Source organism: Catellatospora sp. NPDC049609 (assembly GCF_040675365.1).
In the GTDB taxonomy this organism is placed as follows: domain Bacteria; phylum Actinomycetota; class Actinomycetes; order Mycobacteriales; family Micromonosporaceae; genus Catellatospora.
Genome location: NZ_JBFAOU010000019.1, coordinates 18,881 through 31,470, shown reverse-complemented (window position 1 = coordinate 31,470; position 12,590 = coordinate 18,881). Strand labels below are relative to the sequence as shown.

Genomic DNA, 12,590 nt, shown 5'->3' with positions numbered 1-12,590 from the left:
CCTCCGCTCGCTTCACGGCCGGTGCCGCGTACCCCCTGGTCATGATGCTGCCTTCAGCGAGGCGGTGCCGATGCCCTCGACGACGGCGCGGACGTGGGCGCCGGGGGTGAGGGGGACGGCGGCGGTGGCGGCACCGGCCAGGAAGACCCAGCCGGGCTCCAGGGCGACGCCGTAGCGGGCGGTCAGCGCGCGGCCCTCCTCCAGCGCCCGGCGCGGGTCGCCCAGGATCGCCGCGGTGGAGCCCGCCTGCACGACGTGGCCGTTCACTTCGAGCAGCACGCCCAGGTTGTCCAGGCCCGCGGGCACCGGCTGCCAGGCGCCGATCACGAACGCGGCGCCGGAGGTGTTGTCGGCGACCACGTCGGGGTGGGTGAACCGGAAGTCCGCGTACCGCGAGTCGATGATCTCCAGTGCGGGCGCGACCGCGGCGATGCCGTGCTCGCCGAGCAGGAACGCGACCTCCGGCTCGATCCGCGGGTGGATGAACCCGTCGAGGGCGAGCTGCCCGCCGTCGGGCACCCGCATCGCGTCGGTGAGCCGTCCCCAGATCACCTCGTGTACGCCGACCTGCGCCATCTTGGCCCGGCTGGTGAGCCCCATCTTGATCCCCACCAGGCGCTCGCCGCGGTCGAGGCGGCGCGCGATCAGCGCCTCCTGCACCGCGTACGCGCCGTCGACGTCCAGCTCGTGGCCCAGGGTGAGCTGCGGGATCGCGGTGGCGTCGACCGCCGCGCCGTCCAGCAGCGCGGCCATCTCGGTGATGCTCATGCCTGCTCCTCGCTCAGCGCGACGGCGGCCCGCGCTGCGGCCCGCGTGGTCTGCTCGCTCATGCCCGCTCCCCCGCGCCCGCCGCGGCCTGCTCGGCGTCGCGGACCAGGTCCAGGGCAACGTCGACGATCATGTCCTCCTGGCCGCCGACCATGCGGCGGCGGCCCAGCTCGACCAGGATCGAGCGCACGTCCACGCCGTACTTCGCCGAGGCGCGCTCGGCGTGGCGCAGGAAGCTGGAGTAGACGCCCGCGTAGCCCAGCGACAGCGTCTCCCGGTCCACCTGCACCGGCCGGTCCTGCAGCGGCCGCACGATGTCGTCGGCCGCGTCCATCAGCGCGAACACGTCGCAGCCGTGCTGCCAGCCCATCAGCTCGGCGGTGGCCACGAAGACCTCCAGCGGCGCGTTGCCCGCGCCCGCGCCCATGCCCGCCAGGCTCGCGTCCACCCGCACCGGCACGCCGGGGCGGTCGCCGTGCTCCACGGCCACCACGCTGTTGGCGACGCCCAGCGACAGGTTGTGGTGGGCGTGGATGCCGACCTGCGTGGTCTCGTCGAGGACCTGCCGGTACGCGTCGACCCGCTCGGCGACGTCCCGCATGAGCAGCCGGCCGCCGGAGTCGGTGACGTAGACGCAGTGCGCGCCGTACGACTCCATCAGCTTGGCCTGCTTCGCGAGGCCGGCGGGGTCGTTCATGTGGGACATCATCAGGAAGCCGGAGACGTCCATGCCGTTCTCCCGCGCCCAGCTGATGTGCTGGGCGGAGATGTCGGCCTCGGTGCAGTGCGTGGCGATGCGCACGCTGGTCACGCCGAGGTCGCGGGCGGCCTTCAGGTCGGCGATGGTGCCGATGCCGGGCAGCAGCAGCGTGGTCAGCCGGGCGTTGGGCATCACCTCGGCCGCCGCGGCGATCCACTCGGCGTCGGTGGCCGCGCCGTGTCCGTAGTTCACGCTCGACCCGGCCAGGCCGTCGCCGTGCGCCACCTCGATCGCGGCGACGCCCGCCGCGTCCAGCGCCGCGGCGATGCGCCGCACCTGGTCCACCGTGTACCGGTGCCCGATGGCGTGCATGCCGTCGCGCAGGGTCACGTCCTGTACGTAGATCTCCGTCATTTCTTCATCTCCACCAGGCGCTCCGCGGTACGCAGCGCCGCCGAGGTCATGATGTCCAGGTTCCCGGCGTACGCGGGCAGGTAGTGCCCCGCGCCCGACACCTCCAGGAACACCGACACCTGCAGCGCGGGCGCGTCGAGCATGGGCACGGTCACCGTGTCGAACTGCACCTGCTGCTTGAGCCGGTAACCGGGTACGTACCCCTGCACCTGCTTGACCATGTCCTCCACCGACGCGGCGATGGCGGCGCGGTCGGCACTGGCGTCCGGGCACAGGCAGTACACCGTGTCGCGCATCAGCAGCGGCGGCTCGGCCGGGTTCAGCACGATGATCGCCTTGCCGCGCGCCGCGCCGCCGACGACCTCGATGGCCCGCGCCGTGGTCTCGGTGAACTCGTCGATGTTCGCCCGGGTGCCGGGTCCGGCCGAGCGGGACGCGATGGACGCGACGATCTCGCCGTACGCCACCGGCGTCACCGCGCTGACCGCGGCCACGATCGGCACCGTCGCCTGCCCGCCGCAGGTCACCATGTTCACGTTGGGCTGGTCGAGGTGCTCGTCCAGGTTCACCGTCGGCACGACGTACGGCCCGATCGCGGCCGGCGTCAGGTCGATCACGACCTTGCCGTGCGCGCGCAGCACCTCGTCGTGATACCGGTGCGCCTTCGCGGAGGTGGCGTCGAACACCACGTCCACCTCGGCGAACTCCGGCATCCGCACCAACCCGTCCACGCCTTCGGCGGTGGTCGCCACCCCGAGCCGCGCGGCCCGCGCCAGCCCGTCCGACTCCGGGTCGATCCCCACCATCGCCACCATCCGCAGCGACTCCGACAACCGCAACACCTTGATCATCAGGTCGGTCCCGATGTTGCCCGACCCGATGACCGCCACTCCGGCCTTCACCGCATTCCTCCCTTACCGTTTGCCCGACCGGCCGCACGACCGCCGGCCCGGCCGCCCACCCGCGAGCCGGAGGCCGGCAGCGACCCGGCCCCGCGCTCCGTCTCGATGATCACGGCGCCGGGGTGGCGACGCGCCGTCGAACACGTCCACAAGTTCATGATCAACGCACTCATCGGGTGAACCTGGTGCGGACGGAGCCGAGGCCGGAGATGCGGGCCTCGTAGGCGGCGCCGGGGGTGACCGGGACCATGGGGCCCAGGGCGCCGGAGAGGATGACGTCGCCGGCGCGCAGGGGGGTGCCGGCGGTGGCCATGGTCTCGGCGAGCCAGGCGACCGCGTGCAGGGGGTTGCCGAGGCAGGCGGCGCCCGCGCCGACGGAGACCGGCTCGCCCTCGTGCTCCATGACCATGCCGCACAGGCGCAGGTCCACGTCGCGCAGCGGCACCGGCCGGTCGCCGAGCACGAACATGCCGCTGGAGGCGTTGTCGGCGACCGTGTCGACGATGGAGATGTCCCAGTTCGCGATGCGCGAGCCGACGATCTCGATGGCGGGCAGCAGGTGGTCGGTCGCGCGGATCACGTCGGCGACGGTGACCTGCTGGTGCGGCAGGTCGTCGCCGAGCACGAAGGCGACCTCGGCCTCCACCTTGGGCTGCAGGACGCGGGTGACGTCGACCTCGGCGCCGTCGAAGGCGGCCATGTCGGCGAAGAGCACCCCGAAGTCGGGCTGGTCCACACCGAGCTGCCGCTGCACGGCCGGGTTGGTCAGGCCGATCTTCGCGCCGACGGCGCGCCGCCCGGCGGCGACCGCGTCCTGCGTCATGGCCCGCTGCACCGCGTACGCCGACGCGACGTCGCCGACCGGCAGCAGCCGCTCGCGCAGCGGGGCGCACGGGGTGCGCGTCTGCTGCGCCTCGCGCAGCAGCCGCACCGCCTCGTCGACGGTCTCCTTGCCGATGGTCATGCTCTCTCCTCGCGTGGCGAGCCCGCCGGTCATGACAGCTCCACGCAGACGTTGGTCAGTTCCGAGTAGAAGGCCAGCGAGTGCACGCCGCCCTCGCGCCCCACCCCGGAGGCCTTCACACCGCCGAACGGGGTGCGCAGATCGCGCAGGAACCAGGTGTTCACCCAGACCAGCCCGGCGTCCAGCCGTGACCCGGCCCGGTGCGCCCGGCCCACGTCCCGCGTCCACACGGTCGCCGCCAGCCCGTAGGCGCTGTCGTTGGCCAGCGCGAACGCCTCGTCCTCGTCGTCGAACGGCATGAGGCTGCACACCGGCCCGAAGATCTCCTCGCGGTTGGTCCGCGCGTCCTGCGCCAGCCCGGTCAGCACGGTCGGCTGCACGTACGCGCCGCCGTCGCGGGCGTCGCCGAACACCGGCACCCCGCCGCCGGCCAGCACCGTGGCGCCCTCGGCGCGGGCGAGGTCGTAGTACGACAGCACCTTCTGCCGGTGCTGCCGCGAGATCAGCGGCATGTTCGCCGTGGCCTCGTCCTGCGGCCAGCCGAACGGCAGCTCGGCGGCCTTAGCGGCGAGCTTCGCGGCGAAGTCGTCGAAGATCGAGCGGTGCACGTACAGCCGCTCGGTGCACAGGCATACCTGGCCGCCGTTGGTGAAGCTGGACCGCACCGAGCCCGCGACGGCCGCGTCGAGGTCGGCATCCGGGAAGACCAGGCCCGCGTTCTTGCCGCCCAGCTCGAACGAGACCGCCTTCACCCCGTCGGCGGCGGCGCGCATGATCGCGCTGCCGGTGGCCGACTCGCCGGTGAACGTGATCGCGTCCACGCCCGGGTGCCTGGTCAGGAACTCGCCCGCCGAGTCCGGGCCGAAGCCGTGCACCAGGTTGAACACGCCCTCGGGCACGCCCGCCGCGGCCATCACCTCGGCCAGCAGCGTCGCCGACGACGGGGTCTCCTCCGACGGCTTCACGATGACCGCGTTGCCGCAGGCCAGCGCCGGGGCGACCTTCCAGGTGAGCAGCAGCAGCGGCAGGTTCCAGGGCACGATGATCGCGACCACGCCGACCGGCTTGCGCACCGCGTAGTTCAGCGCGCGCCCGCCCGCGGCGGTCGCGGTCATGAACGATTCGGTGGGTGCCGTCGCCACGATGTCGGCGAACGACCGGAAGTTGGCCGCCCCGCGCGGGATGTCGAGGGTACGCGCCTGCGAGATGCTCTTGCCGGTGTCCGCGACCTCGGCGGTGACCAGGTCGTCGAACCGCTTCTCCAGCTCGTCGGCGACCCGGCGCAGCACCGCCGCGCGCTCGCCCTCGCTCATCCGGCCCCAGGGTCCGCGCAGCGCCCCGCGTGCCGCGTGCACCGCCGCGTCCACGGTGGACGCGTCCGCCTCGGCGACCTCGAAGATCTTCTCGCCGGTGACCGGGGAGACCTTCGCGAACGTCTTGTCCGCCGGGACGAACTGCCCGCCGACGAAGTTGCGCAGCAGGCCGGGCTCGCCCGCCGGGCGGCCGGTCATCAGTGTCGGGTCCCAGTTCACGCGCCCGTCCCCTTCCGGAAGGCGTACGCCGCGAGCGCGCCCGCGGCCAGCACGACCGCGCCCACCGCCGCGCCGAGCAGGCGCTGCTGGCGGCGCACCCGGCGCTGGACCTGGGCGTACGGCGTGGTGGAGAACGACACCATCTCGTAGCGCGAGACGTAGCGGCCCGGCAGCGCGCGCTCCAGCGCGTGCTCGACCTTCTTCTGCAGCTGGAACACCGGGGAGGCGACCTTGTCGCGCATCTCCACGAAGTTGGCCAGCGCCATCTGCGCGATGGCCTCGGTGTGCTCGCGGCGGCGCGCCTCGAACTCGGGCAGCGCCCGGTCCCAGTCGTCGCCGGTCTCGTCGAGGATCCGGTCCAGCTCGACCACGTCCTCGAACGCGCAGTTCGCGCCCTGGCCGTAGAACGGCACGATGGCGTGCGCGGCGTCGCCGAGCAGGCCGACCCGGCCGTGCGCGTGCCACGGGTGGCAGCGCACCGTGCCCAGCACGCCGACCGGGTTGTGCAGGTAGTCGTCGACCAGGTTCGGGGCCAGCTCGATCAGGTCCGGGTACACCTCGGCGAAGTGCTTCTCGATCGCCGCCGGGCTGCTCAGCGACGCGAACGCGTTGGTGCCGCCGGTCGGCCAGAACAGCGTGCAGGTGAACGAGCGGTCCGGGTTCGGCAGCGCGATCATCATGGACGCGCCGCGCGGCCAGATGTGCAGCGCGCCCGGGTCCAGCGCGAACTCGCCGTCGCGGGCCGGGATGGTCAGCTCCTTGTAGCCGTGCTCCAGGAAGTCCAGGCTCTCGGTCAGGCCGGTGTGCGCGAGCAGCTGCCCGCGTACCGCCGAGCTGAACCCGTCGGTGCCCAGCACGATGTCCGCCTGCGCGATGACCGCACCGGTGGGGGTCTCGAACCGCATCTCCCCGGTCTTGGGGTCGAGGCCGACGAGGCGGTGGTCGAAGTGCGCGGTCACGTTCGGCAGCGACGTGGCGGCCTCCAGCAGCGCGTTGTTGAGCGCGCCGCGGCTGATCGAGTTGATCGCCCGCTGGCCGTCGGCGCTGTACTGCTGGAAGTCGAGCTCGCCCGCGACCGGGTGGATCATCCGGCCGCGCATCGGCAGCGCGTCGGCCATCACGGTGGTGTCCAGGTCGATGCGGCGCAGCGCGTCCAGGCCGCGCTCGGACAGCGCCAGGTTGATGGAGCGGCCGCGCTCGACCTTGCCGGTGCGCGGGTCGGGGCGGCGCTCGTACATCGTCACGGTGTAGCCGCGCCGGGCCAGGTAGCAGGCGAGCAGGCAGCCCGCGAGCCCGGCGCCGACGACGGCGACGTGCTTCTCCCGCGTCATGCGGAAACCTCCGGGAAGATCGCGGCGAGGGCCTGCGCCACCCGCCAGCAGTCGTGGTACGTCGAGTACAGCGGCACCGGCGCGAAGCGCACGATGTCGGGCTGGCGCGCGTCGGCGATCACGCCGTGCTCGTGGCGCAGCCGCCGGGCCAGCTCGTTCGCGCCGATTTCGGTGGTGCGCACGGACAGCTGGCAGCCGCGCCGCTCGGGGTCGCGCGGGGTGACCTGGGCCAGCGGCCGCCCCGGCAGCACCTCGTCCAGCAGCGACTCCAGGTACGCCGTCAGGCGCAGGCTCCGGGCGCGCAGCGCCTGCATACCCACCTTGTCGAACAGCTCCAGCGAGGTCCGCACCGGACCCATCGCGAAGATCGGCGGGTTGGAGATCTGCCACGCCTCGACCGTCGCCGGGGGCCGCGAGGTCGGCGTCATCTCGAACCGGGTGCCCGCCGCCGTGCTCCACCAGCCCTCGAACCGGGGCAGGTCGGGGTCGCCCAGGTGCCGCTCGTGCACGAAGACGCCGGACAGCGCGCCCGGCCCGGAGTTCAGGTACTTGTACGAGCACCAGGCGGCGAAGTCCACGCCCCACTCGTGCAGCCGCAGCGGCACGTTGCCGGCCGCGTGCGCCAGGTCCCAGCCGACCACCGCGCCGGCCTCCCGGCCCGCGTCGGTGATCGCCGGGATGTCCATCAGCTCGCCGGTCAGGTAGTTGACCCCGCCCAGCAGCACCAGCGCGACCCGGTCGCCCTCGGCGCGCAGGTACGCCAGCACGTCCTCGGTGCGCAGGCAGTCCTCGCCGTCACGCGGGCGCAGCCGCACCACCTCGGTGTCCGCGTCCAGCCCGTGGAACCGCACCTGGCTGCGCACCGCGTAGCTGTCCGACGGGAACGCCGCGTCCTCGATCACGATCCGGGTCCGCGCGCCGGACGGCCGGTAGAACGACACCATCAGCAGGTGCAGGTTGACCGTCAGCGAGTTCATCACCACGGTCTCGCTCGGCAGCCCGCCGACCAGCCGCGCCGCCTGCTCGGTCAGCAGCTCGTGGTACGGCAGCCACGGCCGCCCCGCCTCCAGATGCCCCTCGACGCCGAGCCGCGCCCAGTCGTCGAGATCCTCCAGCAGCTCGTCCCGGGTCGCCCGCGGCGGCAGCCCGAGCGAGTTGCCCGCCATGTAGGCGACCTCCGCGTGCCCACCGCCCTCCGCGGGCGGCACCCGGAACAGGTCCCGGTGCCCCGGGTCGGCCTCATCACGCCGCAGGGCGTCGTCCTCGCTGAAAACCATCTGCTGCTCTCGCTGTTCTACTGCTGACTGACGTTCCCTGATCAGGAGGTTATGGCACCGACACGCCGTCGAACCGTGCCATAAGTTCATGATCGACGATTACATGTGGGTGCGGGCGGACCAGAGTTCGGGGAAGACGGTGCGGGCCATGCTGCGCTGGAGCCAGGCGTAGCCGTTGGAGCCGCCGCTGCCCACCTTCGCACCCATGGTGCGGGCCACGGCCTTGAGGTGCTTGTGGCGCCAGTCGTCGAAGCGGTCGGCCACCTCGGTGAGGGCCTCGCCGAGCAGGCGGAGGTGGTTGTCGGGGCTCTCGTCGGCGTAGATGGCGACCCAGGCCGCCTCGACCGCGGGGTGGGGCTCGTGCTCCTGGGCGAAGTCGCGGGACAGCAGGTCGGCGGGGATGTCGTGGCCCCGCCGGGCCAGCAGGGCGATCACGTCGTCCCAGACGCTCGGCCCGTTGAGGGTGGCCAGCAGGGCGTGGTAGACCTCGTCCTGGCGCTTGAACGGCCGGATCAGCGACGCGGTCTTCAGGCCGAGCAGGAACTCCAGGTGCCGGTACATCGCCGACTGGAAGCCCGAGCCCTCGCCGAGCAGGTTGCGGAAGCGGTTGAAGTCGGCCGGGGTCATCCAGCGCAGCGTCTGCCAGGCCGCGTTCAGCCCGTCCAGGTGCAGGGCGGTACGCCGCAGCGGGGCGAGCGCGCCGTACACGTCGTCCTCGCCGAGCAGCCGCTGGGTCTCCCGCAGCTCGAAGCGCACGAGCCCGAAGTAGAGCTCCATCACCTGGCTGATCATCAGGAAGGACATCTCGCCGGGGTCCTTGCTCAGCGTCTGCTGCAGCGTGTGCAAGGTGTCCGCGTGCACGTAGGCCTCGTACGGCGTGCGCTGGGCGAACTCCAGGGTCGGCTCGCCGCCGTTGGCCTCGGCGCGCGCCGCGCGTTCGGCCGCGGTGGCCGGGCGTACGGCCGGCGTCGTCGTCGATGTGGCGTTCACGCGTTCCTCCAGGTTCTCCGGACCAGGTCATGATCTCTCCGGAAGGGCGCGCGACGGAATGCCGGTTCAACGGCGCTCGGGTCGGTCGGCTTAACGTTCATACTGGGGTCGGGGCTTTTCGTTTACGAAAGGAAAGCGCGTCGTGGACGACATGGACTGGGCGCTGCTGCGCGAGCTGCAGGCGGACGCGCGGCTGTCCTTCAGTGAGCTGTCCCGCCGGGTGCACCTGTCCCCGCCGGCCGTCGCCGAGCGGGTCCGGCGGCTGGAGGAGGCCGGGGTGATCACCGGCTACCACGCCCACGTGGACCTCGCCCTGGCCGGGCGCCCGGTGATCGCGCTGATCCAGATGTCCTGCTACGGCGCCGGCTGCATCCTGCGCGACCCGGCCGTGTCCACCTGGCCCGAGATCCTGGAGATCCACCGCATCACCGGCGACGCGTGCAGCATCCTCCGCGTCGCCGCGACCTCGATGGACGCCTTCGAGGAGGTCATCGACCGCCTCGCCCCCCACGGCCGCCCCTCCAGCACGATGATCCTGTCCACCCCCCTCCCCTGGCGCCCCCTCACCCCGCCCACCACCCCCTGACCGAGTCGACCGCCCCGCCCCCACCCGCCCCACCATGCCGCAACTCTTAAAGAGTCGCGGCCACTGAGCCCTGTGAGGGCGCAACTCCCTGAGAGTTGCGACAGGGCGGCGGGTCAGGGGGCGAGCGTGAGGATGGTTCGGGGCGGGTTTCATGTTTTGGGGCGAAACCGGACTTATCGGTGAGAGGATGCGTGGGAGCCCCGGGTGGTTCGGGGGCGGGTTACCGGTTTGGGGGAATCATGCGGTCTGCTCTCCGGGTGGCGGCCGGCGCGACAGCGCTGGTCGTGGCGGCTCTCACGGCGCCTTCGCCCGCGCACGCCGAGAGTGTCTTCGTCGAGGTCAATCCGAGCACCATCCAGGCCGGGTTCCAGGTGGCGATCCGGGCGAGCTGCGGTGACGCGCTGAACAACGCGAAGGTCCACTCCGACGCGTTCGGCGAGGTGACCGTCGAGCCGGTCAACTCGTACCTGATCGCCGCGGCCTCGGTGCCGGAGGACAAGAAGGCCGGCGGCTACAACGTGAAGCTGACCTGCCCGAGCCGGCAGACCGCGACCACCACGCTTTGGGTGGTCAACCACGACAGCCCGCACCACGGCCCCAACACCGGCGGCGGCGCGCTGGCCGACGACGGCTCCACCATGATCGGGGCGGGCGCGGCGGCCGTCGCCCTCGGCGTCGGGCTGCTGCTGTTCCGGCGGCGCGGGCGCAGCCCGCTGACCCCCGCCTGACCGCCGTGCCGCGCCGTCTGAGCGGTCCGCTGGCCGTGCTGCTGGTGCTGGCCGGCCTGTTCGGGGTCGGCATCGGCCTGGGCCGGGCGCACGGGTTCTCGCTGGCCGAGCTGTTCCGCGGACCGGCCAAGGCGCCGCCGGGCGAGTTCCCGGTGCTGGGCCCGAGCCGGCCGCTGCGGATCCAGATCCCGGACATCGAGGTCAAGGCGTACATCCACGGGGTGGGCCTGGACGAGCGGGGCGCGATCGACACGCCCTCGCTGCTGCTGCGCAACGAGGCGGGCTGGTTCGACGACGGGCCCTCCCCCGGCCAGTACGGGCCGGCGATCATCGTGGGGCATGTCGACACCCGGGACAAGCCCGGCGTGTTCCACCGGCTGAACGAGCTGAAGCCCGGCGCGAAGATCGAGATCACGCGCCGGGACAACCGGATCACCGTGTTCGAGGTGAACAGCATCGAGCGGTTCAGCAAGGAGAAGCTGCCGGTGGACCGGATCTACCACGACTTCAGCAGGCCGGGGCTGCGCCTGATCACCTGCGGCGGGCGGTGGGTCGGCGGCGAGCTGGGCTACGCCGACAACATCGTGGTGTTCGCGAGCCTGGTCAGCGCCCGCAAGGCCTGAGCGTCAGGCCGTCTCCAGCCACTCGGCCCAGCGCGGGTCCGGGGTGCGGTGCCCGAGCACCCGCCAGATCGCGCCGTGCGGCACGGTGGGTTTCACCGGCAGCCGCCAGCCGAGGTCGCCCAGCGTCTTGTCCCCTTTGTGGTGGTTGCAGCGGGCACAGGCGGCGACCACGTTGTCCCAGGAGTGCTGGCCGCCCTTGGATCGCGGGTGCACGTGGTCGATGGTCTCGGCGGGGCCCTGGCAGTAGACGCAGCGCCCGCCGTCGCGGGCGAAGATGGCGCGCCGGGACAGCCCGACCTGGGTGCGGTACGGCACGCGGACGAAGCGGGTGAGCTTGGCGACCAGCGGGACCGGCACGTGGTGGCGGGAGCTGTGCAGCACCCCGTCGCCGTCGGCGACGCAGACGGCCTTGCCGGAGAGGATGAGGATGGCGGCCCGACGCACGGACACGACACACAGCGGTTCGTAGGTCGCGTTGAGGAGCAACGCGGCGGAGGAGGCTGCGGGTCGTATGTCAGGCATCGGTCTCACCCTCCGGGGTCACTCACATCATGGCGTCATTGTGACCATCGTCCCCGATAGATCTGGTGAATGCACCTACAATTTGCGGCGGTCTCATGAATTCTCGACCGCGCTTTGCCCAGCTCATTGGCATTTGCGAGGAAAAGTCTGCGAGAGACCCGCCTGAGCCCGACCCCGACCGATGAGGTACTTACGTAGCCATGCTGAGCGTGTTCGCCCCCGACCCCTCCGAGACGCCCTCCGTCGCGTGCATGGAGGACAAGATCTGTAAGGGCGTCTACGAGTTGTCCGACTCGCAGTGGCTGGCCGACGGCGGCTATTACCTCCTCATCAAGCCGATCCGCGTCATCATCATCATCATCGTCGCGATGATCGCCCGCGCGCTGCTCAACCACACGATCAACAAGATCGTCGCCCGCACCGCGCAGGGCCGGGTGCCCACGATGCTGCGGCCGATCCGGGAGAAGATCCCGACCTCGGTGGTCACCGCCACGACGGTCTTCCCGGAACGGCGACGCCAGCGCGCCGAGGCCATCGGCTCGGTGCTCAAGAGCATGGTCACGGTCGGCGTCTTCTCCGTCGCGTTCCTGATCGTGCTGAGCGAGTTCGCCATCAACGTCGGGCCGCTCATCGCGAGCCTGGGCATCGCCGGCGTGGCCCTGGGCTTCGGCGCGCAGTCGCTGGTCAAGGATCTGATCGCGGGCCTGTTCATGCTGCTGGAGGACCAGTACGGCGTGGGCGACGTGATCGACACCGGCGAGGCGGTCGGCGTGGTGGAGTCGGTCGGCCTGCGCACCGTCACCATCCGCGACGGGCGTGGTGTCATCTGGTACGTCCGCAACGGCGAGATCATCCGGATCGGCAACAAGAGCCAGGGCTGGGCCACCGTCATGATCGACGTGCCGATCGGCTTCGTCGGCGTCGAGGAAGCCACCTCGGTGCTGCGCCAGGCCGTGGACGCGTTCGCGCACGACCCGGAGTGGTCCGCCGACTTCGTCGAGCCGCCGCAGGTGCTGGGCGTCGAGAACATCAGTGTGGACGGAGCGGTGATCCGCACCGTCTGCAAGACCTCCGCCGACCGGCAGTGGGATCTGCAGCGGGAGATGCGGCGCCGGCTCACCGAGGCGCTGGAGGCCTCCGGCATCGCCGCGCAGATGCAGGCCGCCCGGATGCTGCGCGCCTCGGTCCCGGCCGACGAACCGGCGGCGAAGAACGCCTGATGGAACTGCGGGGCATCATCCGTAGAGGCTAGC

The 12,590-nt window shown here is 71.8% G+C and carries 13 protein-coding genes; 4 read left to right on the top strand and 9 right to left on the bottom strand.

Annotated elements, in window-relative coordinates; all coding sequences use genetic code 11:
• Positions 1–39 precede the first annotated feature (39 nt).
• The 8 genes from AB0J67_RS08420 to AB0J67_RS08385 form a co-directional block, all read right to left on the bottom strand.
• On the bottom strand, positions 40–768 hold the full coding sequence (locus tag AB0J67_RS08420) for a fumarylacetoacetate hydrolase family protein (protein WP_363478040.1): 729 nt from the start codon (positions 766–768) through the stop codon (positions 40–42).
• A gap of 58 nt (positions 769–826) precedes the next feature.
• A complete protein-coding gene (dmpG, locus tag AB0J67_RS08415) occupies positions 827–1,882 on the bottom strand; it encodes a 4-hydroxy-2-oxovalerate aldolase (protein ID WP_363478037.1) in 1,056 nt (351 codons plus the stop codon).
• On the bottom strand, positions 1,879–2,784 hold the full coding sequence (locus AB0J67_RS08410) for an acetaldehyde dehydrogenase (acetylating) (RefSeq protein ID WP_363478034.1): 906 nt from the start codon (positions 2,782–2,784) through the stop codon (positions 1,879–1,881). Before AB0J67_RS08410 ends, dmpG begins: the two co-directional genes overlap by 4 nt.
• Before the next feature lie 169 nt (positions 2,785–2,953).
• The gene (locus AB0J67_RS08405; protein WP_363478031.1) at positions 2,954–3,748 is read right to left on the bottom strand and encodes a fumarylacetoacetate hydrolase family protein; all 795 of its coding nucleotides are present in this window, start codon (positions 3,746–3,748) and stop codon (positions 2,954–2,956) included.
• 29 nt (positions 3,749–3,777) lie between these two features.
• A complete protein-coding gene (locus tag AB0J67_RS08400; protein WP_363478145.1) occupies positions 3,778–5,259 on the bottom strand; it encodes a 2-hydroxymuconic semialdehyde dehydrogenase in 1,482 nt (493 codons plus the stop codon).
• A gap of 17 nt (positions 5,260–5,276) precedes the next feature.
• The gene (locus AB0J67_RS08395; RefSeq protein WP_363478028.1) at positions 5,277–6,611 is read right to left on the bottom strand and encodes an NAD(P)/FAD-dependent oxidoreductase; all 1,335 of its coding nucleotides are present in this window, start codon (positions 6,609–6,611) and stop codon (positions 5,277–5,279) included.
• Entirely contained in the window at positions 6,608–7,888 is a 1,281-nt protein-coding gene (gene kynU / locus AB0J67_RS08390; protein ID WP_363478025.1) for a kynureninase, read from the bottom strand. The genes AB0J67_RS08395 and kynU overlap by 4 nt, the downstream gene beginning before the upstream one ends.
• A 99-nt stretch (positions 7,889–7,987) precedes the next feature.
• On the bottom strand, positions 7,988–8,878 hold the full coding sequence (locus AB0J67_RS08385; RefSeq protein WP_363478021.1) for a tryptophan 2,3-dioxygenase family protein: 891 nt from the start codon (positions 8,876–8,878) through the stop codon (positions 7,988–7,990).
• A gap of 142 nt (positions 8,879–9,020) precedes the next feature.
• On the opposite strand from AB0J67_RS08385, the gene AB0J67_RS08380 reads away from it, so the two are divergent.
• The 3 genes from AB0J67_RS08380 (at position 9,021) to AB0J67_RS08370 (ending at position 10,815) form a co-directional block, all read left to right on the top strand.
• Positions 9,021–9,464, top strand: coding sequence for an Lrp/AsnC family transcriptional regulator (locus AB0J67_RS08380; RefSeq protein ID WP_363478018.1), 444 nt, complete (start codon positions 9,021–9,023; stop codon positions 9,462–9,464).
• Between the two features lie 239 nt (positions 9,465–9,703).
• Positions 9,704–10,192 carry a hypothetical protein gene (locus AB0J67_RS08375; protein WP_363478015.1) on the top strand — a complete coding sequence of 163 codons (489 nt, stop codon included), beginning with the start codon at positions 9,704–9,706 and terminating at the stop codon, positions 10,190–10,192.
• A gap of 5 nt (positions 10,193–10,197) precedes the next feature.
• Complete coding sequence (locus tag AB0J67_RS08370; RefSeq protein WP_363478012.1) at positions 10,198–10,815, top strand: class F sortase; 618 nt, start codon at positions 10,198–10,200, stop codon at positions 10,813–10,815.
• Positions 10,816–10,818: 3 nt separating this feature from the next.
• Here AB0J67_RS08370 and AB0J67_RS08365 read toward each other — a convergent pair whose 3' ends face one another.
• Positions 10,819–11,337, bottom strand: a complete 519-nt coding sequence (locus AB0J67_RS08365; protein WP_363478009.1) for an HNH endonuclease — start codon at positions 11,335–11,337, stop codon at positions 10,819–10,821.
• 200 nt (positions 11,338–11,537) lie between these two features.
• Between AB0J67_RS08365 and AB0J67_RS08360 the strand changes: the two genes are divergently transcribed.
• Positions 11,538–12,557 (top strand): mechanosensitive ion channel family protein, encoded by a 1,020-nt coding sequence (locus AB0J67_RS08360; RefSeq protein ID WP_363478006.1) that lies wholly within the window; start codon positions 11,538–11,540, stop codon positions 12,555–12,557.
• The last annotated feature ends 33 nt before the right edge of the window (positions 12,558–12,590 follow it).